Source organism: Klebsiella sp. JB_Kp042 (genome assembly GCF_040065275.1).
GTDB lineage: Bacteria > Pseudomonadota > Gammaproteobacteria > Enterobacterales > Enterobacteriaceae > Klebsiella > Klebsiella quasipneumoniae.
Map to the genome: position 1 here is coordinate 70,673 of NZ_JBEAJL010000117.1, position 23,819 is coordinate 94,491.

The 23,819-nt window shown below is 56.9% G+C and carries 22 protein-coding genes and 3 pseudogenes; 12 read left to right on the forward strand and 13 right to left on the reverse strand.

Annotated elements, in window-relative coordinates; genetic code table 11:
* Positions 1-41: 41 nt before the first annotated feature.
* On the forward strand, positions 42-386 hold the full coding sequence (locus tag ABLV54_RS26120; RefSeq protein WP_002910910.1) for a RidA family protein: 345 nt from the start codon (positions 42-44) through the stop codon (positions 384-386).
* Here the strand turns inward: ABLV54_RS26120 and ABLV54_RS26125 are convergent, their stop codons facing one another.
* Positions 387-572: a YoaH family protein gene (locus tag ABLV54_RS26125; protein ID WP_004203339.1), complete on the reverse strand. Its 186-nt coding sequence runs from the start codon at positions 570-572 to the stop codon at positions 387-389.
* A gap of 88 nt (positions 573-660) precedes the next feature.
* Between ABLV54_RS26125 and pabB the strand changes: the two genes are divergently transcribed.
* The 4 genes and pseudogenes from pabB (at position 661) to ABLV54_RS26145 (ending at position 5,870) form a co-directional block, all read left to right on the forward strand.
* Positions 661-2,016, forward strand: a complete 1,356-nt coding sequence (pabB, locus tag ABLV54_RS26130) for an aminodeoxychorismate synthase component 1 (protein WP_348814250.1) — start codon at positions 661-663, stop codon at positions 2,014-2,016.
* A gap of 3 nt (positions 2,017-2,019) precedes the next feature.
* Positions 2,020-2,598 carry a CoA pyrophosphatase gene (locus ABLV54_RS26135; RefSeq protein ID WP_023290215.1) on the forward strand — a complete coding sequence of 193 codons (579 nt, stop codon included), beginning with the start codon at positions 2,020-2,022 and terminating at the stop codon, positions 2,596-2,598.
* A gap of 162 nt (positions 2,599-2,760) precedes the next feature.
* On the forward strand, positions 2,761-4,125 hold the full coding sequence (gene sdaA, locus ABLV54_RS26140; RefSeq protein ID WP_004203344.1) for an L-serine ammonia-lyase: 1,365 nt from the start codon (positions 2,761-2,763) through the stop codon (positions 4,123-4,125).
* 189 nt (positions 4,126-4,314) lie between these two features.
* Positions 4,315-5,870: pseudogene (locus ABLV54_RS26145) on the forward strand (EAL domain-containing protein).
* Between the two features lie 36 nt (positions 5,871-5,906).
* Here the strand turns inward: ABLV54_RS26145 and yoaE are convergent.
* On the reverse strand, positions 5,907-7,466 hold the full coding sequence (yoaE, locus tag ABLV54_RS26150; RefSeq protein ID WP_023290217.1) for a CNNM family cation transport protein YoaE: 1,560 nt from the start codon (positions 7,464-7,466) through the stop codon (positions 5,907-5,909).
* Between the two features lie 446 nt (positions 7,467-7,912).
* Between yoaE and manX the strand changes: the two genes are divergently transcribed.
* From manX to mntP, 5 genes are all read left to right on the forward strand, one after another.
* The gene (manX, locus tag ABLV54_RS26155) at positions 7,913-8,884 is read left to right on the forward strand and encodes a PTS mannose transporter subunit IIAB (RefSeq protein ID WP_004203357.1); all 972 of its coding nucleotides are present in this window, start codon (positions 7,913-7,915) and stop codon (positions 8,882-8,884) included.
* Between the two features lie 56 nt (positions 8,885-8,940).
* On the forward strand, positions 8,941-9,741 hold the full coding sequence (locus tag ABLV54_RS26160; RefSeq protein ID WP_004203359.1) for a PTS mannose/fructose/sorbose transporter subunit IIC: 801 nt from the start codon (positions 8,941-8,943) through the stop codon (positions 9,739-9,741).
* Positions 9,742-9,753: 12 nt separating this feature from the next.
* Positions 9,754-10,605 (forward strand): PTS mannose transporter subunit IID, encoded by an 852-nt coding sequence (locus tag ABLV54_RS26165; protein ID WP_004145526.1) that lies wholly within the window; start codon positions 9,754-9,756, stop codon positions 10,603-10,605.
* Between the two features lie 62 nt (positions 10,606-10,667).
* Positions 10,668-11,126, forward strand: a complete 459-nt coding sequence (locus ABLV54_RS26170; RefSeq protein WP_123822627.1) for a DUF986 family protein — start codon at positions 10,668-10,670, stop codon at positions 11,124-11,126.
* 419 nt (positions 11,127-11,545) lie between these two features.
* Complete coding sequence (gene mntP / locus ABLV54_RS26175; RefSeq protein WP_023290219.1) at positions 11,546-12,112, forward strand: manganese efflux pump MntP; 567 nt, start codon at positions 11,546-11,548, stop codon at positions 12,110-12,112.
* Positions 12,113-12,115: 3 nt separating this feature from the next.
* Here the strand turns inward: mntP and rlmA are convergent, their stop codons facing one another.
* The 6 genes and pseudogenes from rlmA to mgrB all read right to left on the reverse strand — a co-directional run bounded on the left by rlmA (position 12,116) and on the right by mgrB (position 16,382).
* A complete protein-coding gene (rlmA, locus tag ABLV54_RS26180) occupies positions 12,116-12,910 on the reverse strand; it encodes a 23S rRNA (guanine(745)-N(1))-methyltransferase (protein ID WP_123822626.1) in 795 nt (264 codons plus the stop codon).
* A gap of 61 nt (positions 12,911-12,971) precedes the next feature.
* Positions 12,972-14,720, reverse strand: a complete 1,749-nt coding sequence (gene ftsI, locus ABLV54_RS26185) for a peptidoglycan glycosyltransferase FtsI (protein ID WP_032428912.1) — start codon at positions 14,718-14,720, stop codon at positions 12,972-12,974.
* 187 nt (positions 14,721-14,907) lie between these two features.
* Positions 14,908-15,117: a transcription antiterminator/RNA stability regulator CspE gene (gene cspE / locus ABLV54_RS26190; protein WP_001062678.1), complete on the reverse strand. Its 210-nt coding sequence runs from the start codon at positions 15,115-15,117 to the stop codon at positions 14,908-14,910.
* 85 nt (positions 15,118-15,202) lie between these two features.
* Positions 15,203-15,274: pseudogene (locus tag ABLV54_RS26195) on the reverse strand (DUF2627 domain-containing protein); the annotation flags it as partial.
* A gap of 599 nt (positions 15,275-15,873) precedes the next feature.
* Complete coding sequence (locus ABLV54_RS26200; protein ID WP_023290222.1) at positions 15,874-16,164, reverse strand: YebO family protein; 291 nt, start codon at positions 16,162-16,164, stop codon at positions 15,874-15,876.
* 74 nt (positions 16,165-16,238) lie between these two features.
* Positions 16,239-16,382 carry a PhoP/PhoQ regulator MgrB gene (mgrB, locus tag ABLV54_RS26205; protein WP_002911375.1) on the reverse strand — a complete coding sequence of 48 codons (144 nt, stop codon included), beginning with the start codon at positions 16,380-16,382 and terminating at the stop codon, positions 16,239-16,241.
* Positions 16,383-16,541: 159 nt separating this feature from the next.
* On the opposite strand from mgrB, the gene ABLV54_RS26210 reads away from it, so the two are divergent.
* Positions 16,542-16,781, forward strand: coding sequence for a YobH family protein (locus ABLV54_RS26210; protein WP_023290223.1), 240 nt, complete (start codon positions 16,542-16,544; stop codon positions 16,779-16,781).
* 57 nt (positions 16,782-16,838) lie between these two features.
* On the opposite strand, the gene kdgR is transcribed toward ABLV54_RS26210, so the two are convergent.
* A complete protein-coding gene (gene kdgR, locus ABLV54_RS26215; RefSeq protein ID WP_226564016.1) occupies positions 16,839-17,630 on the reverse strand; it encodes a DNA-binding transcriptional regulator KdgR in 792 nt (263 codons plus the stop codon).
* Between the two features lie 177 nt (positions 17,631-17,807).
* On the opposite strand from kdgR, the gene ABLV54_RS26220 reads away from it, so the two are divergent.
* Complete coding sequence (locus tag ABLV54_RS26220) at positions 17,808-19,178, forward strand: MFS transporter (RefSeq protein ID WP_044523967.1); 1,371 nt, start codon at positions 17,808-17,810, stop codon at positions 19,176-19,178.
* Positions 19,179-19,246: 68 nt separating this feature from the next.
* On the opposite strand, the gene htpX is transcribed toward ABLV54_RS26220, so the two are convergent.
* From htpX to ABLV54_RS26240, 4 genes and pseudogenes are all read right to left on the reverse strand, one after another.
* Complete coding sequence (gene htpX / locus ABLV54_RS26225) at positions 19,247-20,131, reverse strand: protease HtpX (RefSeq protein ID WP_023290225.1); 885 nt, start codon at positions 20,129-20,131, stop codon at positions 19,247-19,249.
* A 234-nt stretch (positions 20,132-20,365) separates the two neighbouring features.
* Complete coding sequence (prc, locus tag ABLV54_RS26230) at positions 20,366-22,414, reverse strand: carboxy terminal-processing peptidase (protein ID WP_123822623.1); 2,049 nt, start codon at positions 22,412-22,414, stop codon at positions 20,366-20,368.
* 19 nt (positions 22,415-22,433) lie between these two features.
* Entirely contained in the window at positions 22,434-23,111 is a 678-nt protein-coding gene (gene proQ, locus ABLV54_RS26235) for an RNA chaperone ProQ (protein ID WP_023290227.1), read from the reverse strand.
* A gap of 81 nt (positions 23,112-23,192) precedes the next feature.
* Positions 23,193-23,706 (reverse strand): annotated as a pseudogene (locus ABLV54_RS26240) (GAF domain-containing protein).
* Between the last annotated feature and the right edge of the window lie 113 nt (positions 23,707-23,819).

Sequence of the window (23,819 nt, forward strand, 5' to 3'; positions counted from 1 at the left end):
TCTTGCCGCTGCCGAATGGAATGCTCAAAGAGGAATGAGAAATGACAATTACGCGTATTGATGCCGAAGCCCGCTGGTCAGATGTAGTGATCCACAATCAGACCCTTTACTACACCGGCGTACCGGCGAATCTTGATGCCGATGCCTTCGAGCAGACCGCCAACACCCTGGCGCAGATTGACGCGGTGCTGGAAAAACAGGGCAGCGACAAGTCGCGTATTCTTGACGCCACTATTTTCCTTGCCGACAAAAGCGACTTTGCGGCGATGAATAAAGCCTGGGACGCCTGGGTGGTAGCCGGTCACGCCCCGGTGCGCTGCACGGTGGAAGCGACGCTGATGAACCCGCAATATAAAGTTGAAATCAAAATCATCGCCGCGGTGTAATTACTCGTCTTCGTCTTCATCTTCAAAGCGCGCGACGATCCGTTCGCCGGTATGCGTCGCGCGTAGCTCTTCCGCCACCAGGGCAATCGCCTGGCCGCTGCTCATCCCCTGGGCCATCAGTTCCTGGATACGTTCGACCGCTTTTTGCTGTTGCTCGTGGCTCAGCGAAGGTAAACCTGCAAACATCTTGTACTCCTGCTACATTGTGGGGCGTAATTATTTCACGCCGTCCCCGCCTACGCCAGAGGGACGGTAACGTTCAGGATCGAGAAAGATGTTGTCCCCCGCGATTATTACCCTGCCCTGGCGCCCGGATGCCGCCGAATACTATTTTACGCCGTTAAGCGCCACGCCCTGGGCGATGCTGCTGCATTCCGGCTTTGCCGACCATCCGCATAACCGTTTTGATATCCTGGTGGCGGCCCCGCGCGCCACGTTGCTGACGCGCGGTGAACAGACCTGGATCGATGACGGCGAGACCGTTTGTGTCTCGGCTGACGATCCGCTGCAACTGCTTCAGCAGCAGCTGGATCGTCAGCCGTTCACGCCGCAGCCCCATGAGGATCTGCCGTTTCTTGGCGGCGCGCTGGGGCTTTTCGGTTACGATCTGGGCCGCCGTTTTGAGCGACTTCCCGCTGCCGCCCAGGCCGATATCGCGCTGCCGGATATGGCGGTGGGGATTTATGACTGGGCGCTGATCGTCGACCATCAGCGCCAGCAGGTGTCGCTGCTCAGCTATGACGACCCGCAGCAGCGTCTGCAGTGGCTGGAGGTGCAAACGCCGACGCCGGGTGAAACCTTCGCCCTGACCTCGGCCTGGCAGTCAAATATGAGCCGCCAGCAGTATGGCGAGAAATTTCGTCAGGTGCAGGCCTATCTGCGCAGCGGTGACTGCTATCAGGTCAACCTCGCCCAGCGTTTTCAGGCCCGCTACGTCGGGGATGAATGGCTGGCCTTCCGCCGGCTGAACGCCGCCAACCGCGCCCCCTTTAGCGCCTTCATCCGCCTTGCGGAAGGGGCAATTTTAAGCCTGTCGCCGGAGCGATTTATTCAGCTCCGCCAGGGTGAGATCCAGACGCGCCCGATTAAGGGCACCCTGCCGCGGCTCGATTCGCCGCTGGCGGATGCGCAGCAGGCGGAGAAGCTGGCGAACTCGCCGAAAGACCGCGCTGAGAATTTAATGATTGTCGACCTGATGCGCAACGACATCGGCCGCGTCGCCGTCCCGGGCAGCGTGCGGGTCCCCGAGCTGTTCGTCGTGGAGCCGTTCCCGGCGGTCCATCATCTGGTCAGCACCATCACCGCTCGCCTGCCGGCGACGCTACATGCCAGCGATCTGCTGCGCGCCGCCTTCCCCGGAGGGTCGATCACCGGCGCGCCGAAGGTACGGGCGATGGAGATTATTGATGAACTGGAACCCCAGCGACGCAACGCCTGGTGCGGGAGCGTCGGCTATCTGAGCTATTGCGGCAATATGGATACCAGCATCACCATTCGCACCCTGACGGCCTGGCAGGGGCAACTGTATTGCTCCGCCGGGGGCGGTATCGTCGCGGACAGCGAGGAAGATGCGGAATATCAGGAAACTTTTGATAAAGTTAATCGTATCCTGCACCAACTGGAGAACTAGACCATGGCGGACCACGCCCTCAATCTGGATGATTTTCTGTCCCGCTTCCAGCTGCTGCGCCCTCAGCCTTCGCGCCATGCGCTCAATCAGCGGCAGGCGGCGGTACTGGTGCCGATCGTGCGCCGGCCGCAGCCTGGCCTGCTGCTGACCCAGCGCTCGCCGCTGCTGCGCAAGCACGCCGGCCAGGTCGCCTTTCCCGGCGGGGCGGTAGATAATACCGATGCGACCCTTATCGCCGCCGCTCTGCGCGAAGCCCAGGAAGAGGTGGCGATCCCGCCGGAGACGGTTGAGGTGATTGGCGTTCTGCCGCCGGTGGACAGCGTCACCGGCTTCCAGGTGACGCCGGTGGTGGGTATTATTCCGCCGGATCTGCACTATCACGCCAGCCAGGACGAAGTCTCCGCGGTATTTGAAATGCCGCTCGCCGAGGCCCTGCGCCTCGGGCGCTATCATCCGCTCGATATCCACCGCCGGGGCAACGACCACCGCGTCTGGCTCTCCTGGTACCAGCATTATTTTGTCTGGGGGATGACCGCCGGGATCATTCGCGAGCTGGCGCTGCAGATAGGCGCGCGCCCTTAGCTATACTGATTATGAGAGGGCGCTCTCACTATTAGTAAAATCGCGGTTATCCATTAGTTTAATTCATGTGAATAGTTGAACTGACAGGGCGCTTCCCTCTTACACTATGCGCAGTTATTACATCGTTACCGCACCCGCGGTAACCCTGTCAGGAGTATTATCGTGATTAGTCTATTCGACATGTTCAAGGTGGGGATTGGTCCCTCATCTTCCCACACTGTTGGCCCGATGAAGGCCGGTAAACAGTTCGTCGATGACCTGGTCGAAAAAGGATTGCTTAATGCAGTGACCCGCGTGGCGGTTGACGTCTACGGTTCGCTGTCATTAACCGGCAAAGGCCACCATACGGACATCGCCATTATCATGGGACTGGCGGGCAATCAGCCCGATACGGTCGATATAGACGCGATACCGGCATTTATCCGTGACGTCGAGACACGCGGCCGTCTGCTGCTGGCCAACGGTCAGCACGAAGTCGACTTCCCGGCGGATGACGGCATGCGTTTTCGCAGCGACAATCTGCCGCTGCACGAAAACGGCATGACCATTCATGCCTGGGCCGGCGAGAAAGAGATCTACTGCAAGACCTATTACTCGATTGGCGGCGGCTTTATCGTCGACGAAGAGCACTTCGGCAAAGAGAACGCCAACGAACTACAGGTGCCCTACCCGTTTAAATCGGCGCAGGAAATGCTGGCCTACTGCAAAGAGACCGGCCTGTCGCTCTCCGGGATGGTAATGCAGAACGAGCTGGCGCTGCACAGCAAAAAAGAGATCGAGGACTATTTCGCTAATGTCTGGCAGACCATGCGCGCCTGTATCGACCGCGGCATGAACACCGAAGGCGTGCTGCCTGGCCCGCTGCGCGTGCCGCGTCGCGCCTCGGCGCTGCGTCGTCTGCTGGTGGCCAGCGATAAGCTCTCCAGCGATCCGATGAACGTCGTTGACTGGGTCAACATGTTCGCGCTGGCGGTCAATGAAGAGAACGCCGCCGGCGGTCGCGTGGTGACCGCGCCGACCAACGGCGCCTGCGGCATCGTTCCGGCGGTACTCGCCTATTACGATCACTTTATCGAATCCGTCAGCCCGGAGATCTATATCCGCTACTTTATGGCCTGCGGTGCGATCGGCGCGCTGTACAAGATGAATGCCTCCATTTCCGGCGCCGAAGTCGGCTGTCAGGGCGAAGTGGGCGTCGCCTGCTCGATGGCGGCGGCGGGTCTGGCTGAACTGCTCGGCGCCAGCCCGGAGCAGGTCTGCGTGGCGGCGGAGATCGGTATGGAACACAACCTCGGCCTGACCTGCGACCCGGTCGCCGGCCAGGTACAGGTGCCGTGCATAGAACGTAACGCCATCGCCTCCGTGAAAGCGATCAACGCCGCGCGGATGGCGATGCGCCGCACCAGCGAACCGCGCGTCTCGCTCGATAAAGTGATCGAGACCATGTACGAAACCGGCAAAGACATGAACGCCAAGTACCGCGAAACCTCGCGAGGCGGCCTGGCGATTAAAGTTCAGTGTGACTAACATGTTGGCTTTCGCCTGCCGCCTCCCGGGGCGCAGGCGCGGAGCGAGGGTAACTAAAAGCCCCTGCCTTCCTGATGCGCCCTCCGTGGCGCATTTTCTTTTTTCTATACCTGGCGATATTCTGCCACTACAATTGCTCTATTAAATAAGCCACGCTTAACCTCTCGTCCTGTCGACAGGGTGTCGCACATGCAGACTGCACAAAAAGTCATTACGGCCTATCGCCGCAAACGCATTATAGTCTGCCTGCTGGTCGCCCTGGTGACCCTGGGCGCCACCTTAGCCATTCGATTTATTTCGCAGCGTAGCGAAAATGAAGACTATATCCGCACGGCCGCCAGCCAGCGGGTGGCGGCGCTGAATAACATCCTGCGCCCGCTAAGCGCGGAGCGCAGCACCCTGCTTCCTCTGGTGGGCAAACGCTGCCCGGATATCCATCTGACCCTGCGCAAAATGGCAGCCTCGTTGCAGACCGTTCGTTCCGTCGTCCTCGTGACGGACGGTATCGTTTACTGTTCGAGTATTTTCGGGCAACGGCAGGCGGATTTACACCAGCTACAGCCCTCGCTGCCAGCCCCCCATCCCTTATTGCTCTTTTCAACCGAAAAATCGCTGCTTAAAGGGACGCCGGTATTGATCCAGTGGTATCCACCCCGGAAAGCGGCCAGGACGGCGTGATGTTGATTGTCAATATCGAGCTGCTGGGGACCTTAATTCTCAACGAAAAATCATCCCTGATAAGCGACGTCAGCCTGCAGGTTGGCGATCGTTATTTTAGCAGCCGCCATGGGCTTCTCGATAAAACGCATACCCCGCAGGGAACGGTGATTTATCGCCAACGCTCTAGCGAGTTTCCGTTTACCATCAACATCAACGGCCCTGGCGCCTCGACAATCGCCCTCGAAGAACTGCCCGGCGAGCTGCCGCTGGCGCTGATCTTCAGCCTGCTAATGACCGGCATCGCCTGGCTGGCCACCGCCGGAAGAATGAGCTTCTCGCGGGAGATAAGCCTCGGTATTTCCGCCCGGGAGTTTGCCCTCTGGTGCCAGCCGCTGCAGGATGCGCGCAGCGGCCGCTGCTGCGGGGTGGAGATCCTGCTGCGCTGGAACAACCCTCGCCGCGGAGCGATTTCGCCGGAGGTGTTTATTCCCATCGCCGAAGGGGACAATCTGATCATCCCCCTCACCCGCTACGTCATTGCCGAAACCGCCCGCCGTCTGGATGTTTTTCCCAGCGACCGCCAATTTCATATCGCCATTAACGTCGCTGCCCGCCACTTCGCCAACGGCTTACTGCTGCATGACCTGCATAATTACTGGTTCAGCATGAACCCGGTACAACAGCTGGTGGTCGAGCTGACCGAACGCGATGTCCTGCAGGATGGCGACCAGCATATGGCCGAAGATCTGCACCTGAAAGGCGTACAGCTGGCGATCGATGACTTTGGCACCGGCAACAGTTCGCTCTCATGGCTGGAAAAACTGCGCCCGGACGTGCTGAAGATTGACCGCTCGTTTACCAGCTCGGTGGGGATAGACAGCGTCAATGCCACGGTGACCGATATCATTATCTCCCTCGCCAACCGGCTGAATATTCTTACCGTTGCCGAAGGGGTGGAGACGCTGGAGCAGGAAAGCTACCTCAGAAACCACGGCGTCGATGTGCTGCAGGGGTTTTATTATGCGCGGCCGATGCCGGTGGAGGCGTTCCCGGCGTGGCTGGCCAGTCAAGAGGCAACAGAATAACTCGCCGGCCCCCACGGGGACCGGCGCGCAGGACGATTACTCTTCTTCGTCGCTCGGCGGACGGGTGACCACCGCGCGAACCAGATCGACCCGGTAGTCATTCGCTTCCACCACGGTGAAATGCAGCGGCGGCAGCGACACCACGTCGCCAATGCGCGGGATATGGCCATTGGCGGAGATCACCAGACCGGCAACGGTGGCAATATCCTCATCGTCATTGATCAGCGGATCCAGCCCCAGCGCCTGCTGCAGCGCATGCAGGTCGGTCGACCCCTTAATAAGCCAGCCGTCGCCATCGATAACGATCTCCGGCGTCTCATCGGCGTCCGGGAATTCACCGGCGATCGCTTCCAGGACGTCCAGCGGCGTCACCAGCCCCTGCACCACGCCAAATTCATTGGTCACGATGACGAAACTGCCGCGCGCGCGACGCAGGACGCCGAGCAGATTGATCGGGTCCAGCGTTTCAGGCACCACAATCGCCGGAGAGGCGGAGGCCAGCGCCGCGACGTTTTCGCCCGACTCCAGGGCCACCAGCATCTCTTTCGCCCGCACGATGCCAATGATTTCGTCCAGTTCTCCGCGGCAGACCGGGAACAGGCTGTGCGGCGACGAAAGCAGCTGACGGCGAATTTCATCTTCACTCTGCTCAGCGTCCACCCAGCTGATTTCCCCGCGCGGGGTCATGATGCTGCGCAGAGAGCGCTGAGCCAGCGTCAGCACGCCGTTAATCATGTAGCGCTCTTCTTCCGCAAAGGCGCCCTCCGGTACCGGCACCGACGCCGGGCTGTCGGCGTCATGGTTGACGGAGGCCTGTTTACGGCCGCCCATCAGGCGCAGGATCGCATCCGCGGTACGGGCGCGCAGCGGCAGCGTCGACTGGTGACGAACAAAGTTGCGGCGCGCCACCTGGTTAAAGAACTCAATGATGATCGAGAAACCGATCGCCGCGTACAGGTACCCTTTCGGAATATGGAAGCCAAACCCTTCCGCCACCAGGCTCAGGCCGATCATCAACAGGAAGCTCAGACAGAGCACCACCACCGTCGGGTGCTGGTTGACAAAGCGCGTCAACGGCTTGGACGCCAGCAGCATCATAATCATCGCGATCACGACCGCCGCCATCATCACCGGCAGATGGTTCACCATCCCGACCGCGGTGATCACCGCATCCAGAGAGAAGACAGCATCCAGCACCACGATCTGCAGTACCACCACCCAGAAACTGGCATAGCCTTTCCCGTGCCCGGCGTCATGCTGGCGGTTTTCCAGCCGTTCATGCAGCTCGGTTGTCGCCTTGAACAGCAAGAAGATCCCGCCGAGCAGCATGATGAGGTCACGCCCGGAAAAGGAGAAATCGGCGATAGTAATCAGCGGTTTAGTCAGCGTCACCATCCAGGAGATCACCGACAGCAGCCCCAGGCGCATCACCAGCGCCAGCGACAGGCCGATCAGTCGCGCTTTATCACGCTGCTTCGGCGGCAGCTTGTCCGCCAGGATGGCAATAAACACCAGGTTATCGATACCGAGCACAATTTCCAGAACGATAAGCGTCAACAGGCCGGCCCAGATTGAGGGATCCATTAACAATTCCATGTGCGACTCCGGTTAGCGGCAACGTCAGTCATCGCCATGTCATGCGCGGACGCGACAATAGATGCTGAGAGATAAGCGTGATGCGTGGAGGTGGCAACCAGGTGCCAGAAAGTGAAAAGACGTCGATGACGGTCCATACTGCGGGCTATGCCCTATACTCCTGAGTAATTAAACGGAAGTTAAACATAGCAAAATATAGATCGAAATTGGAAAAGATTTACCTGAATTTGCAATAACTAAGGCTATTTTTTGCGCTGCAAAATTATTACCAGGCGATGCCTGATTAACGGATCTTCATCACATTAATTATTTTTTCACTGTCTAAAATAATTCGCGGTAGTAACTATTTTCTATCTTACACCCTAACTGAATCGATTTTGTCCTCAAGAGTGATTCAGGATGTATCAAAGCAGATGATGCATTCACGATAATAAAGGAGGTAGCAAGTGACGATTGCTATTGTAATAGGCACACATGGTTGGGCTGCAGAACAGCTGCTGAAAACAGCAGAGATGCTGTTGGGCGAGCAGGAAAACGTTGGCTGGATCGATTTCGTTCCGGGTGAAAACGCCGAAACGCTGATCGAGAAATACAATGCCCAGTTGGCAAAACTGGATACCAGTAAAGGCGTGCTGTTTCTCGTCGATACATGGGGAGGCAGCCCGTTCAACGCTGCGAGCCGCATTGTCGTCGATAAAGAGCATTACGAAGTCATCGCCGGCGTCAACATCCCGATGCTGGTGGAAACCTTCATGGCCCGCGATGACGATCCTTCCTTTGATGAGCTGGTCGCCTTAGCGGTAGAGACCGGCAGCGAAGGCGTGAAAGCGCTGAAGGCCAAACCGGTGGAAAAAGCGGCCCCTGCGCCCGCTCCTGCCGCGGCGCCAAAAGCCGCCGCCCCGGCCAAACCGATGGGCCCGAATGACTACATGGTCATTGGCCTTGCGCGTATCGACGACCGCCTGATCCATGGTCAGGTCGCCACCCGCTGGACCAAAGAGACCAACGTCACCCGCATCATCGTCGTCAGCGACGAAGTCGCCGCGGATACCGTGCGCAAAACCCTGTTGACCCAGGTTGCGCCGCCGGGCGTCACCGCCCACGTGGTGGACGTCGCCAAAATGATCCGCGTCTACAACAACCCGATGTACGCCGGACAGCGCGTGATGCTGCTGTTTACTAACCCGACCGACGTTGAGCGCGTCGTCGAGGGCGGCGTGAAAATCACCAGCGTCAACATCGGCGGTATGGCGTTCCGCCAGGGCAAAACCCAGGTTAACAACGCGATTTCGGTCGATGCCAAAGATATTGAGGCGTTTAACAAGCTGAACGCACGCGGTATCGAGCTGGAGGCACGTAAAGTGTCCACCGACCCGAAACTGAAAATGATGGATCTGATCGCCAAGGTTGATAAATAACCCGGACGATCGCGCCCCAGTTTTCACTTTAAGACTTAATCAACAGGAGAAGTACAATGGAGATTACCCTTCTTCAGATTGTGCTGGTGTTCATCGTCGCGTGTATTGCGGGTATGGAGTCGGTGCTTGATGAATTTCAGTTCCACCGTCCACTGGTCGCCTGTACGCTGATCGGCGCCGTTCTCGGCGATATGAAAACCGGTATTATCATCGGCGGTACGCTGGAAATGATCGCCCTGGGCTGGATGAACATCGGTGCGGCGGTTGCCCCTGATGCCGCGCTGGCGTCCATTATTTCCACCGTTCTGGTTATTGCCGGCCATCAGAGCATCGGCGCCGGCATCGCGCTGGCTATCCCGCTGGCGGCTGCAGGCCAGGTGCTGACCATCATCGTGCGTACCATCACCGTAGCCTTCCAGCACGCAGCGGATAAAGCGGCGGAGAATGGCAACCTGACCGCCCTGTCGTGGCTGCACGTCTCATCCCTGTTCCTGCAGGCGATGCGTATCGCTATCCCGGCCGTCATCGTGGCCATTTCCGTCGGTACCAGCGAAGTCCAGGGCCTGCTGAATGCGATCCCTGAAGTGGTTACCAGCGGCCTGAACATCGCCGGCGGCATGATCGTGGTTGTAGGTTACGCGATGGTCATCAATATGATGCGCGCGGGCTACCTGATGCCGTTCTTCTACCTCGGCTTCGTCACCGCCGCCTTCACCAACTTCAACCTGGTGGCCCTGGGCGTGATTGGCGCGGTCATGGCAATCCTCTACATCCAGCTGAGCCCGAAATATAACCGCGTCGCCGGTGCCCCGGCTCAGGCGGCTGGTAACAACGATCTCGATAACGAACTGGACTAACAGGTGAGCGAAATGGTTGATATGACTAAAAATACCACCGAGAAAAAACTCACTCAGAGTGATATTCGTGGCGTGTTCATTCGTTCTAACCTGTTCCAGGGTTCATGGAACTTCGAACGTATGCAGGCGCTGGGCTTCTGCTTCTCTATGGTTCCGGCGATTCGTCGTCTCTACCCGGAGAACAACGATGCGCGTAAGCAGGCGATTAAGCGTCACCTTGAGTTCTTCAATACCCATCCTTACGTTGCCGCGCCGGTACTGGGCGTAACGCTGGCGATGGAAGAGCAGCGCGCCAATGGCGCAGAGATTGACGATGGCGCCATCAACGGCATCAAAGTCGGTCTGATGGGGCCGCTGGCCGGCGTCGGCGACCCGATCTTCTGGGGTACGGTGCGTCCGGTGTTCGCGGCCTTAGGCGCCGGGATCGCGATGAGCGGAAGCTTGCTCGGACCACTGCTGTTCTTTATCCTGTTCAACGCGGTGCGACTACTGACCCGCTACTATGGCGTCGCCTACGGTTACCGCAAAGGCGTGGACATCGTGAAAGATATGGGCGGCGGCTTCCTGCAGAAACTGACTGAGGGGGCGTCAATCCTCGGCCTGTTTGTCATGGGGGCGCTGGTTAACAAGTGGACGCACGTGAACATTCCGATGGTGGTGTCAAAAATCACCGGCTCTGACGGACAGGTTCACGTCACCACGGTACAGACGATCCTCGACCAGCTGATGCCGGGCCTGGTACCGCTGCTGTTGACCTTCGCCTGTATGTGGCTGCTGCGTAAGAAAGTTAACCCGCTGTGGATCATCGTTGGCTTCTTTGTCATCGGTATCGCGGGCTACGCTGTCGGTCTGCTGGGTCTGTAATTTCCAGGTTGTACGCCGGGGGCTTGCCCCCGGCTTTTTTTTATCAGGAGGAACGCAAAGCAATGACATTCACGGACCTGGTGATCATCCTGTTTATCCTTGCGCTACTGGCCTACGCGGTGTATGACCAGTTTATTATGCCGAGGCGCAACGGCCCGGTGCTGCTGGCGATCCCCCTGCTTCGCCGCAGCCGCGTTGACGGCATGATCTTTGTCGGCCTCATCGCCATTCTGATCTATAACAACATCACCCAGCACGGCACCGCGATCACCACCTGGCTATTATCTGCGCTGGCGCTGATGGGACTCTATTTATTCTGGATCCGTACGCCGAAAATCATTTTTAAACCGCGCGGCTTTTTCTTCGCCAACGTGTGGATAGAATATCAGCGAATTAAAGAGATGAATTTATCCGAAGACGGCGTACTGGTGATGCAATTAGAGCAACGGCGGCTGCTGATTCGCGTACGAAATATCGACAATCTGGAAAAAATATACAAACTTCTCGTTTCAACTCAATGAGTTAAAAATATAGCCAACGCTATGTTTTTTCAGATTTCGTCTGGGGAATTATATAGCCATGGCTATATTTCCCCACCTACCCTTCTGTTTTTCATTAACTATTTATTTACTTATAAATTCAAATGAAAATCGTTATCATTTGGTTATTAAAATAGCGCTCTTCTGTTATTGTTTTATATTCTAAAAATATGTTAAGGTTGCGCCCGTCGTTGGGGAGTAGCCGATTTCCTGCCCGTCAGGAAATGTACGTGTCAACATACTCGTTGCAAAACGTGGCACGTACGGGTTGAAGTGATTCAATCAGGCGAGACCATAGATACATCACTGCTGTACGTATTGCTCAGCCATTGAGCGGCTCCGCGTATATTTACTGGGGGCAGCGATGTGTCATATGGATTATCCCCGGTCAGGACAGGCACATGAATTTATCCGCAACCCTTCTTCTCGCTTTCGGCATGTCTATGGACGCCTTCGCGGCCTCTATCGGCAAAGGCGCCACCCTGCATAAACCCAAATTCTCAGAAGCTGTACGCACCGGGCTGATTTTTGGCGCCATTGAAACCCTGACGCCGCTGGTCGGCTGGGGACTGGGCATGCTGGCCAGCCAGTTTGTGCTCGAGTGGAATCACTGGATTGCTTTTATTCTGCTGGTGTTTCTCGGCGGGCGGATGATTGTCGAAGGGCTTCGCGGCGATAGCGACGAGGCGTGCGAGGCGCCTCGCCGGCATGGCTTCTGGCTGCTGGTCACCACCGCCTTCGCCACCAGCCTTGACGCGATGGCCGTCGGCGTCGGTCTGGCCTTCCTGCAGGTCAGCATTGTGACCACCGCGCTGGCGATCGGCTGCGCCACCTTTATCATGTCGACGCTGGGGATCATGGTGGGTCGCTTTATCGGCCCGCTGCTGGGCAAACGGGCCGAAATTCTCGGCGGTATCGTACTGATTGGCATCGGCAGCGAAATTCTCTGGAGCCATTTCGCCGGTTAAGCTTTACTCCTCACGCTGCCAGCAATGGATCATAAAATCGGTCTGGCAGCCAAAGGTCGCCTGCTGACGCAGCGCGTCATGCACTTCGGCTTTGGCCCGCCACGCGAACGGCGTCATCTGCAGCAGGGCCTGCGCTTCACTTCCCGTCAGGGTCATCGGATAAGCCAGCTGCTGCTGAGCATCCAGGCGGAACCCCGGCATCGCTTCCGTCTTCAGCTCATGCAGGCGGATCTCATCGTAAATCAGCCCTTTCAGCTCCAGCAGATGGCGGGGTCCCGGCGTGGCAGTGATCACCCATCCGCCAGGCCGTACCACCCGCGCCAGCTCACCGGCGTTGCAGGGGGCGTAAATGCGCACCACCGCATCGAAGCTGTTATCGGAGAATGGCAGCCGCTGGCTGGAGGCGACGCAAAAATTCACCTGCGGATAGCGTTTCGCCGCCGCGCGGATTGCCGGCTTCGACACGTCCAGCCCCCAGCTACGGCTGGCGATGGCGGCAAATGCGTGGGTGTAATAGCCTTCGCCGCAGCCGATATCCAGTAATGCCTGAGGGGCAGCGTTCCGCAGTCGCTCAGCGATAGCGTCCCGCAGCGGCTGATAATGCCCGGCGTCGAGGAACGCCCGACGGGCCTGCATCATCTCAGCGCTGTCGCCGGGATCGCGCGACCGTTTGAACTGCACCGGTAGCAGATTGACGTACCCCTCTTTCGCCAGATCGAACTGGTGCCGCTGCGGGCAGGAATAGTGATTGTCGCTACGGCTGAGCGGCGCGTGGCAAAGGGGGCAACTGTATGACATGACGGCTCCGGTGTCGCTGAAAGGGCGAAAGTGTAGCGCTATTCGCCCCTGCAGACCACTGTTACAGCGCCGGCGCCAGCGGGTGGCTGTCGTGCATAACGATCAGATTCTCCGCCCCTTGTGGCATGCCGTCCGGCATGACGTTCTCCAGCCGCAGGACATCGCCCATAATCTGGCTGAATACCGGGGCGGAAACGGCCCCGCCGTAATAGGAGCCATTGCTCGGGTCGTTCATCACTACAACCAGCGCGAACTGCGGACGGCTGGCGGGCGCCACGCCGGCGGTATAGGCGACATATTTGTCGATATATTTGCCGTCCGGACCGATTTTCTTCGCCGTCCCCGTTTTTACCGCCACCCGGTAGTCGCGCACCGCCGCTTTGGTACCGCCCCCGCCCGGGAGCGCCACGCTCTCCATCATATGCTCCACGCTGTGAACAATATTCTCCGGCATTACGCGCGTGCCAATCACCGGCGGGTCGATGCGGGTGATCGACAACGGTCGTTGTATGCCGAAGCCGCCGATGGTGGCGTAAACGTGCGCCAGCTGGAGCGGGGTAACCATCAAACCATAGCCGAAAGCGAAGGTGGCGCGATCCAGTTGCCCCCAGTAACGACGATGCGGCATCAGCCCGGCGCTTTCGCCGGTCAACCCCAACCCCGTCGGCTCGCCGAAGCCGAAAGCCGTATAGGTGTCAATCAGATGCTGCACCGGCATGGCAAGCGAGAGATGCGATACGCCGGTATCGCTGGATTTCTGCAGGATGCCGGTCAGGCTCAGCTCCGGATAATAGCCGACATCGCGGATACGGTGGCCGTCGAGGACAAACGGATGAGTGTCCACGACGCTGTCCGGCTGGACAATCCCCTGCTGCAGCGCGGTCATGATCACCAGCGGTTTGACGGTCGACCCCGGCTCGAAGGTATCGCTGATGGCCCGGTTGCGAAAATCATCCAGCGTTGCGGCATCGCGATTGTTGGGATTGAAGTCCGGATAGCTGGCCATCGCCAGGATCTCGCCGGTATCGATTTTAATCAGCACCGCCGCCCCGGACTCGGCTTTATTCCAGCGAACAGCGTTGTCGAGGGCATCTTCCGTCACCGTCTGCAGGCGCTCATCGATACTCAGCTGCAGATTATGCGCCGGCACTGGCGGTACTTCGGTAATGTTCTCAATCACATTGCCATGTTTATCTTTCCGCACCAGACGTCGCCCGGGTTTACCGGTCAGCTGGGCGTTGAAGCTTTTCTCCACCCCTTCGATGCCCTGATTATCGACATTGGTAAAGCCCAGCAGATTGGCAGCCACATGGCCTGCCGGATAGAAACGCCGCGATTCATCGCGCAGGTAGACGCCTGGCAGATGCAGTTTATCAATCCACGCCGCCTGCTCGGGATTGATCTGCCGCGCCAGATAGAGAAAGCGGGCGTGGGGATGGCTCTGTACCCGCTGGGCCAGTTCCCCGAGGTTGAGATGCAGCGCTTCGGCCATCGCCTGCCAGCGGGGTCCGTAGCCGACGCCGCCCTTCTCCATGGTGGTCTGCGGGTCGATCCAGATTGCGCTGACCGGAACGCTCACCGCCAGCGGTCGTCCTTCCCGGTCGGTGATCATCCCCCGCTCAACCGCAACGGGCTCTTCGCGCAGAGAACGCATATCCTCTTGTTTTACCAGATTATCGGGGGAAATAATCTGCAGCCAGCCCACGCGGGCCAATAGCAGTCCCAGACAACCGAGTATGGCCACGCAGAGTAACCCGAAGCGAATCGGGGTAAAGCTGGCGGCGGACTTCATTTTTTTATTTAGCACCATAGCTCCGGCATTGTTTTGCAACCAACTGATTTAACAGAAAATTAGCAAAACAGACTGCTACACAATGCTAATAAAGTTGAGTATTTGCAACAAGACGCGACGAGAGGGGGAAAAATGACATGCTTTGCAATAAAAACGCAAAAGCCCCGCGCAGGCGAGGCTTTTATACAAGAAGAGTGGTCTTGTATCAGATAGCAGTTACGTTAACTGCAGCCGGACCTTTCTGGCCGTCCTGAATTTCGAACTCAACGTTCTGGCCTTCAGCCAGAGTTTTGAAGCCGTTACCCTGGATAGCGGAGAAGTGTACGAACACGTCTTTGCTGCCATCAGCCGGAGTAATGAAACCAAAACCTTTAGACTCGTTGAACCACTTAACTTGACCTTTAATCTTTGCCATTTGCAAAATTCCTTAGACTGTTTTCTTCGCCTGCTGGCGTTTACATAGATAAAACTGACACATAACTGCATGAGGCACTAATTTAAGGTTCGGCAGAGAAGCGGTATTCAACGACAACGTGTTTACTCAGGACTTCTTTACTGAAAATGCCACACATAAACAGAACTGTACCTCGTTTAACCCGAAAGGTGTTATCACACACTACGTAAATAATGGCAAGCCATTTTTAAACGTGTCTCGATCGTTCGCACAAATTATAAGGTAATCCTTTGATCGCCTGCACATTTATGCGTGTTTGTCGCCCCTGGCAAGGCGCTATGGCGGTTGTTAATAACGCAAGAGCGCAGCCCGGTAACGGCAACTTTTTTACCATAGCTCAACAACTTCGCTTCGTCCAGGTATGTCCGTATACGAACTGCCAGTATACAGGCGACTGGCGGGCCGTGATGAATATTGATGCGCAAAATTCGTTATAACCCCAGACGAAAAATCGCTAAAGCCACGCCAGTGTAGTGATAATAAAACCTGTTAGTCGTCACGCTAAAAATAGTGCTAATTCTGCACCTTATTAATGAAAAAAAGATGACAGCGTCACGTTATCCAACAATAAACGCGGCGGGGATCACTTTATTTACAGCGTGTAAAAAAGAGGATAGTACATTGAGAAAGGAATAATGGAATAATGGAATAAGAATAAGATATTACCGACCGCTATCATGCAGGTGCGCATCTTATGATGCACACCTGTCGAGGTACTTAGCGCTCTGCCACCAGGCGGATAAACTCGTCCTCCCCTTTCGCCTTACCGGCGACGGTCGGCTCAGCCACGTCCTCTTTTTCCGGCGCACTGGCTTCGCACAGGCGACGTAGCAGCGCATTCTGCCGCTTTTGCTGATCCAACAGCGCCTGCAGCAGTTCTATCTGCTCATTCGCCCGCGAGCTGGCGCGGTTGACGAAGAACCATAACAACAGACCGACAAGCAGCAACGCCACAGACACGGCCAGCGATGCCAGATTTAAGATCCCAGGATTTAGTAACTCACTCATTTCACCACCTCAAAGAGAAGGCGTTCATTCTACCACCCGCGGCGCAGAAGGAAATCAGTCGTCAGAAAAATGTCTTACCACGGGATAAATTTATTGATAGTGCAAATGCCGCTGAAAAACTGAACATCCTGGTCGCACATTACGTTAAGCATCTGAGTCCACAGCAACAGGCAGCCTGCTATGATGACTATCAGTAAAACCCACCGTAATTTTTTCACTCCACTCTCCGCATCAGTACTTTATGTCGCCAGGATAACACGGCCTTCTTAAACCGCGGCTAACTGTAATACGAAAGGCAAGTTTAGGAATCATCGACTTGTTTCAAAACGTGTTCGTGTCAAAATCACGGCAAGGATCTTACAAATAATGAGGCATCAATGCGATTAATCATTCGTACTATTGTCGTAGTGGCTATCTTATGGATTGGCGTATTATTAAGCGGCTACGGGGTATTATTCCACAGTGAAGAAAACGTCGGCGGTCTGGGCCTGAAGTGTCAATATCTCACCGCCCGTGGGGTCAGTACCGCACTTTATGTGCATTCCAATAGCGGCGTGATCGGCGTCAGCAGCTGCCCGCTGCTGCGTAAAAGCGCAACCGTCGTCGATAACGGCTAAGATCGAACCGGCGACCGCGACGATAGCGCCGCGGTCGCCGAATGCTTCAGCGCCGTGTCAGAAGGGGTAGTCGTTATATCCCATCTGCTCAGAAATCTTGCTCGCCGCCTGGTGCAGCATCGCCACATATTCATGCAAACGTTCTTCAGAGAAACGTAAGGTCGGGAAAGAGATACTCAGCCCGGCGATGACCACGCCGAAACGGTCGAATACCGGCACCCCGATGCAGCGTAGCCCCTCTTCCTGCTCTTCGTTATCTTCGCCATACCCCTGCTCGCGAACGCCATCCAGCACCTTCAGCAACTCAGCGGTACTGGTGATGGTCCGCTCGGTGCTGCGTTTATACTCCACGCCGTCAAGGATCTGCTCCACTTCGCTCCGATCGCGCCACGCCAGCAGAACCTTGCCAATCGCGGTGCTGTACAGCGGGTTGCGACGGCCGATACGCGAGTACATCCGCAGGTTATACATTGAATCAATCTTGTGAATGTAAACAATACTGTCTTCATCCAGCGCGCCGAGATGAATCGTCTCTTTCGTCAGGCGGGAGAGTTCCCGCATCTGAATATCGGCGCTGCGCACCAGATCGACGTTCTGCAGCGCGCGCGCGCCCAGCTCGAACAGTTTGAGCGTGAGGGAGTATTTCTCAGACTCTCCCTCCTGCGCCACATAGCCCAGTGATTTCATGGTCTGTAAAAAGCGATAAACGGTGCTTTTCGACATCATGACGCGCTGGGACAGTTCGGTAATGCCAATTTCACGCTCTTCACCCAGCGCCTGCAGGATGCCGAAAACCTTCAATACCGAAGAGACAGAATCTGGCTGTTTATCCAAATCTGCACCTGCCATTTATCACCTCGTCGTAACTGTTTTATAAAATTTAGAACCGGTTTTTATTATAAATTCGCCGCCTCTGCGCCGCAATCATTCTTCTGCCACTTCGTTACAAATCTGCGACATACTGCGGAATAATCAATGCTAAACTCATCATTCAAAAAACCGTTTCATTTAAGACTTATATTCACCATGGATAAAAATTCATCCGATGGCGTGCCGCTGCCGCAACGCTATGGCGCCATTCTGACCATTGTGCTTGGGCTGACCATGGCCGTGCTCGACGGGGCTATCGCCAACGTCGCGCTGCCAACCATCGCCAGCGATCTTAACGCCTCGCCGGCGGCTTCAATCTGGATCGTTAACGCCTACCAAATCGCCATTGTTATCGCCCTGCTGCCGCTCTCTTTCCTCGGCGACATGGTCGGCTATCGCCGTATCTATAAGATAGGCCTGGTGGTGTTTATCTTTACCTCGCTGGCCTGCGCCCTGTCGCGCAGCCTCGAAATGCTGACCTTCGCCCGCGTCGCCCAGGGACTGGGCGGCGCTGCGCTGATGAGCGTAAACACGGCGTTGATCCGCCTGATTTATCCTCAGCGCTTTCTCGGTCGCGGCATGGGTATCAACTCCTTTGTCGTCGCCGTCTCTTCGGCGGCAGGCCCGACGATCGCCGCCGCCATCCTCTCCCTCGCCTCATGGCAATGGCTGTTTTTAATTAACGTGCCTCTCGGCATCGTCGCCTTTGTCCTGGCCATGCGCTTTCTGCCGCCCAACAGCGCGCGCAGCAAAATCGTCCGCTTCGATTTGCCGAGCGCCATCATGAACGCGCTGACCTTCGGGCTGTTGATCACCGCCCTGAGCGGTTTCGCCCAGGGTCAGTCCACGCAGCTGGTGCTGGCGGAGGTCGCCGCTATGCTGGTGGTAGGCTTTTTCTTCGTTCGCCGTCAGCTCACGATGCCCGTCCCGCTGCTGCCGGTCGATCTGCTGCGCATCCCGCTCTTCTCCCTCTCAATCTGCACCTCCATCTGCTCCTTCTGTGCACAGATGCTGGCGATGGTCTCTCTGCCTTTCTTCCTGCAGACGATGATGGGGCGCAGCGAAGTGGAAACCGGCCTGCTGCTGACGCCGTGGCCGCTGGCGACGATGGTGATGGCGCCGCTGGCCGGCTATTTAATCGAGAAATGCCATGCGGGGCTGCTGGGGGCCATTGGGCTGCTGGTTATGGCCTGCGGCCTGTTCGGTCTGGCGCTGCTTCCGGCGTCGCCCACCGATCTGGATATTATCTGGCGTATGGCGCTGTGCGGCGCCGGCTTCGGGCTGTTCCAGTCGCCCAACAACCACACCATTGTCGCCTCGGCGCCGAGCCATCGCAGCGGCGGCGCCAGCGGCATGCTGGGCACCGCTCGCCTGCTCGGCCAGAGCACCGGCGCCGCGCTGGTGGCCCTGCTGTTCAACCTGCTCGGCAACAGCGGCACCCACACCGCCCTGCTGCTGGCCGGCATCCTGGCGACCGTCGCGGCGCTGATTAGCGGTCTGCGCGTCACCCAGCCGCGCGCAGCCTGACGATGAAGGACAAAAAAAATCCGCAGCCTTCGGGCTGCGGATTTTTATTTTCAGCGTCAGATGACGGACTATTTCAGATATTCACCGCTACGCAGGGCTTCAATACGCTTGTCCAGCGGCGGGTGGGTCATAAACAGCTCGCTCATGGATTTCGCTTTACCATTAATGCAGAACGCCATCATGCTGCTGGCTTCCTGCGGCTCATAGCTGGTTTTCAGACGCTGCAGGGCGGCAATCATCTTCTCGCGGCCCACCAGGCGCGCCGAGCCGGCATCAGCATGGAACTCGCGATGACGAGAGAACCACATGGTGATAATGCTGGCCAGAATACCGAACACCAGCTCCAGCACCGTGGCGACAGCGAAGTAGATCAGCGGGTTGCCATTGCTGCTCTCGCCTTCATCTTCCCGGTTGCCGCCGAGGAAGCCGGCCGCAATCTGCGCGATAACGCGGGAGATAAAGATAACGAAGGTGTTTACCACCCCCTGGATCAGCGTCATGGTGACCATATCGCCATTGGCGATGTGGCTGATTTCATGGGCGATGACCGCTTCCGCTTCATCACGGCTCATGTTTTGCAACAGCCCGGTACTGACGGCGACCAGCGAGGCGTCACGACGCGCGCCGGTAGCGAAGGCGTTGATGTCAGGGGCGTGATAGATAGCCACCTGCGGCATGGCAATGCCCGCCTGCTGCGCCTGCTGTGCAACGGTGTTCATCAGCCAGCGTTCCGTTTCGTTGCGCGGCTGCTCGATCACTTCCCCACCCACAGACTTCAGCGCCATCCATTTCGACATCATCAGCGAAACGATAGAACCACCGAAGCCGAACAGCAGGGCCATAATCAACAGACCGGTCATGCTGCTGGATTGGATCCCCGTGAGGCTTAACACCAGCCCGAACACGACCATCACTGCCAGGTTCGTCAGCAGGAAAAGCGCGATTCGCATCATAATTTTCTTTTTACCTCAATTTAACAAAACGCACTATGCGATTACCCACATCGTATGGGTCAGGCTGCAATTTTCAACCATCAGCCCCCGCTAAGTCACGATAAAAACACAACTTTACATTTTGTAGCATCTTGCTGACAGCGGCAGAGCAGGTTGACATTTTGTTAGCTGAGCTGAATGGCGATGACCAGGCGCAAAAAAAAACGGGCACCTCTCAGGGTGCCCGTTGGCGACTTATTGGCTGGCCGGCGGTTCCACCGCCGGGCGCGCTTTTTCGAGATGCGCCAGGTCTACCGCGATATGGACCGTTTCATCAAGATACGGATCCGGCTCCTGGTAATCCTTCGGCAGATCGTCCAGTTTTTTCAGCGGCGGTTTGCCTTCGCGTTTCAGGCGATCGTTAATCCGCGCCAGACGAATCGCATCATCCTCTTCGTTCTCTTTTTCACGCTGCGCGTAGTTCAGAGAGACGATGTTACGTTTGTCCTTCATCGCGTTATAACGGGCAATATCCTTCATGATGTACTGGAACTCAGGATCCTGGGCAATACGCTCGTCGTGGCGCTTGAGCAGTTCCGGTCCAAACGGGGCGAGGTCCCCGGACCTCACGTAGGTGGCCGCGTTGATGCTATCCCACGGCAGCGCGTTGTCTTCATACTGCTCGCCGGTTTCGCGATCTTCATTTCCGGTTGGCATCATGATATCCGGCGTTACGCCTTTGCGCTGAGTACTGCCGCCGTTAATGCGGTAGAACTTCTGGATGGTGTACTGAACGGAACCTAACGCCGGCCAGTCCGGACGCAGCATCTGATCGTAGATACGATTCAACGAGCGATACTGCTGTACGGTACCTTTACCGAAGGTCGGCTCGCCAACGATCAGCGCGCGGCCATAATCCTGCATTGCGGCGGCAAAGATCTCAGACGCTGAGGCGCTAAAGCGGTCAACCAGCACCACCAGCGGCCCTTTGTAATAGACTACGCCATCGTTATCGCTGTCTTCGCGCACCTTGCCATTGTTATCCCGCACCTGCACCACCGGGCCGGACGGAATAAACAGCCCCGAGAGCGATACCGCTTCGGTCAGCGCCCCGCCGCCGTTGCTGCGCAGATCGATAACCACGCTGCTGACGTTCTGTTTTTCCAGCTTCTGCAGCTGCACTTTCACGTCATCGGTCAGGCCGACGTAAAAGCCCGGGATATCCAGCACGCCGACTTTTTCTTTACCGACGGTTTTCACCGACATCTTCACCGCGCGGTCTTCCAGACGGATACGTTCGCGGGTCAGGGTGACGATACGCGTCTTGGCCCCTTTGCCGGCCGGCAGGATCTCAAGGCGAACCTTGCTGCCTTTCGGCCCTTTAATCAGCGCCACGACGTCATCCAGACGCCAGCCAATCACATCGACCATCGACTTCCCGGTCTGGCCGACGCCGACAATGCGGTCGCCGACGCTGATCGCTTTGCTCTTCGCAGCCGGACCACCCGCCACCAGCGAATTAATGACCGTGTAGTCATCATCCATCTGCAGCACAGCGCCGATCCCTTCGAGTGAGAGACTCATCTCGGTGTTGAACTGCTCGGTATTGCGCGGCGACAGATAGTTGGTGTGCGGGTCGATTTCGCGGGCGAAGGCGGTCATCGCCAGCGAGAAGACATCTTCGCTGTTGGTTTGCGCCAGACGACGGATAGCGAACTTATAGCGACGGGTTAAGGTGTCGCGGATCTCTTTATCGTCTTTCCCCGCCAGCTTCAGGCTTAACTGGTCAAATTTCACCTTGGCGTCCCACAGCTTGTTCAGCTCGGCCTCGTCTTTCGGCCACGGCGCTTTGGAGCGGTCAAGGTTGAAATTATCGTTGCCGGTAAAGTCCATCGGACGTTCCAGCACCTTCAGCGCATACTGATAGCGCTCGAAGCGGCGCTGCTGCGCCAGGTTGTAGAGGTCATAGAAGACGTCCAGTTTCCCGGTGCGCAGTTCGTCGCCGATTTGGTCTTTTTTCGCCGCGAACTTCGCCACATCGCTGGCCAGCAGCACATTATGGCTGTAATCCAGCAGGTTCAGATAACGGTCAAAAATCTTTGCCGAGAAGGCGTTGTCGAGATCGAACTGACGGTAGTGAGAGCGGGTAAAGCGCGATGTCACGCGCTCGCTCACCGTCGCGTGCTGCGGCTCTTCTTTCAGCACGGGGATTTGATCTGCACGGGTTATTTCATCAACAGCGAACGCATGGCCTGCTATTGCCAGCAGGCCCGCAAGCGCGGTGATTTTAAAAAATGTGTTCATGCCTGGCCCGGCCTCCGTTTCAGAACACCAGGTGTTCTGCGCGTACAATCATTGACATACCAGAAGTCAGCTGTACACGAACGCCATCTTTGGTGATTTCCACAACGGTGGCGTCCATTGCGTTATTGCCTGCTTTTACCTTCAGCGCCTGGCCGACGGTCAGAACGGAAACATCCGATACCGGAGTAAGACGCTCTTCACGCGGAGCTTTGGCTGCAACAGGACGCGGTTTACGCTGTTCAGCACCCTCTTTACGACGCGGCTGCTGAGGACGCGGTTTACGCTCGCGGCGAACGCCTTCATCCGGCTGGCCTGCAGCGGCAGCGGCTTCGCGTTTTTTCGCCTGCTGGGCAGCGCGCTGCGCCTGAACGCGAGCTTTCGCTTCTTCCAGCTGCTGACGCGCATGGGCAATGTGCTGCTCTTCCAGTTCGCCGCACGGGTTGCCGTCCAGGTCAACGCGGATAGCGCCGGCTTTTACGCCGTAGAGATAGCGCCAGCTCGAGGTATAGAGACGTAATGCAGCGCGAAGCTGGGTTTTGCTGAGATTCATCTCACCACCCACTCGCTCAACGAGATCCTGAAAAATTCCGATTTTCAGGGGGCGCGCTTCGCCTTCAGCGCTGAAGCACTGAGGGAAACGTTCGGCCAGAAAGGCGATAACTTCTTTACTGCTATTCAACTTAGGTTGATTTTCCATGAAATTTCCTGATTACAACGGACGTAGCCAACAAGCCGCAGGCATGAACAGGCGACATTATAATGACGTCCTCGCTAAATGCTACGTTATCCGTTGATTATCCCACGACACGGGTAAAGATTTTTTGATAATCAGTGGCCGCGATGAGTTTTTCCAGATGCTCGACCAGCGTGCGCAACCCCTGCTCATCTTCAGCAGTGAAGCGGCCGTAAGCCGGACTGTCGATATCCAGCACGCCGATAATCTGGTCGTTCACGCGCAGGGGGAAGACAATTTCCGAATTACTGGCGGCATCGCAGGCGATGTGGCCGTCAAACGCGTGGACGTCCTCGACGCGCTGCACCTGGGCTTGCGCCACTGCCGCGCCGCATACGCCGCGCCCGACCGGGATCCGCACGCAGGCCAGTTTGCCCTGGAACGGCCCCAGCACCAGGGTATCGCCTTCCAGAAGATAAAAACCGGCCCAGTTGACCTCGCTCAGTCGTTCAAACAGCAGCGCGCTGGTATTGGCGATCATCGCCAGGAAACTGGTTTCACCTGCCATTAATGCCTGGAAATCGCGGTTCAAATCCGCGTAAAATTCTGTTTTGCTCATTATATCTTCACTTGGTTGTCTTACTGCCTGATACGTACAGCCTACTAAAATAAGCATTAAATGCGCTTGGGCTCAAGATGAATTCATTCATAGGTTAAGATAGTGGGATACAT

What these genes read in the sequence shown, in the direction of transcription:
- ABLV54_RS26210 (WP_023290223.1), top strand. Translation starts at nt 16,542, where the DNA reads ATGCGATTAATCATTCGTACTATTGTCGTAGTGGCTATCTTATGGATT.
- rlmA (WP_123822626.1), bottom strand. Translation starts at nt 12,910, where the DNA reads ATGTCATACAGTTGCCCCCTTTGCCACGCGCCGCTCAGCCGTAGCGAC.
- ftsI (WP_032428912.1), bottom strand. Translation starts at nt 14,720, where the DNA reads ATGGTGCTAAATAAAAAAATGAAGTCCGCCGCCAGCTTTACCCCGATT.
- ABLV54_RS26220 (WP_044523967.1), top strand. Translation starts at nt 17,808, where the DNA reads ATGGATAAAAATTCATCCGATGGCGTGCCGCTGCCGCAACGCTATGGC.
- pabB (WP_348814250.1), top strand. Translation starts at nt 661, where the DNA reads ATGTTGTCCCCCGCGATTATTACCCTGCCCTGGCGCCCGGATGCCGCC.
- yoaE (WP_023290217.1), bottom strand. Translation starts at nt 7,466, where the DNA reads ATGGAATTGTTAATGGATCCCTCAATCTGGGCCGGCCTGTTGACGCTT.
- ABLV54_RS26160 (WP_004203359.1), top strand. Translation starts at nt 8,941, where the DNA reads ATGGAGATTACCCTTCTTCAGATTGTGCTGGTGTTCATCGTCGCGTGT.
- ABLV54_RS26165 (WP_004145526.1), top strand. Translation starts at nt 9,754, where the DNA reads ATGGTTGATATGACTAAAAATACCACCGAGAAAAAACTCACTCAGAGT.
- ABLV54_RS26200 (WP_023290222.1), bottom strand. Translation starts at nt 16,164, where the DNA reads ATGAGTGAGTTACTAAATCCTGGGATCTTAAATCTGGCATCGCTGGCC.
- cspE (WP_001062678.1), bottom strand. Translation starts at nt 15,117, where the DNA reads ATGGCAAAGATTAAAGGTCAAGTTAAGTGGTTCAACGAGTCTAAAGGT.
- kdgR (WP_226564016.1), bottom strand. Translation starts at nt 17,630, where the DNA reads ATGGCAGGTGCAGATTTGGATAAACAGCCAGATTCTGTCTCTTCGGTA.
- ABLV54_RS26170 (WP_123822627.1), top strand. Translation starts at nt 10,668, where the DNA reads ATGACATTCACGGACCTGGTGATCATCCTGTTTATCCTTGCGCTACTG.
- ABLV54_RS26125 (WP_004203339.1), bottom strand. Translation starts at nt 572, where the DNA reads ATGTTTGCAGGTTTACCTTCGCTGAGCCACGAGCAACAGCAAAAAGCG.
- prc (WP_123822623.1), bottom strand. Translation starts at nt 22,414, where the DNA reads ATGAACACATTTTTTAAAATCACCGCGCTTGCGGGCCTGCTGGCAATA.
- mntP (WP_023290219.1), top strand. Translation starts at nt 11,546, where the DNA reads ATGAATTTATCCGCAACCCTTCTTCTCGCTTTCGGCATGTCTATGGAC.
- ABLV54_RS26120 (WP_002910910.1), top strand. Translation starts at nt 42, where the DNA reads ATGACAATTACGCGTATTGATGCCGAAGCCCGCTGGTCAGATGTAGTG.
- ABLV54_RS26135 (WP_023290215.1), top strand. Translation starts at nt 2,020, where the DNA reads ATGGCGGACCACGCCCTCAATCTGGATGATTTTCTGTCCCGCTTCCAG.
- htpX (WP_023290225.1), bottom strand. Translation starts at nt 20,131, where the DNA reads ATGATGCGAATCGCGCTTTTCCTGCTGACGAACCTGGCAGTGATGGTC.
- proQ (WP_023290227.1), bottom strand. Translation starts at nt 23,111, where the DNA reads ATGGAAAATCAACCTAAGTTGAATAGCAGTAAAGAAGTTATCGCCTTT.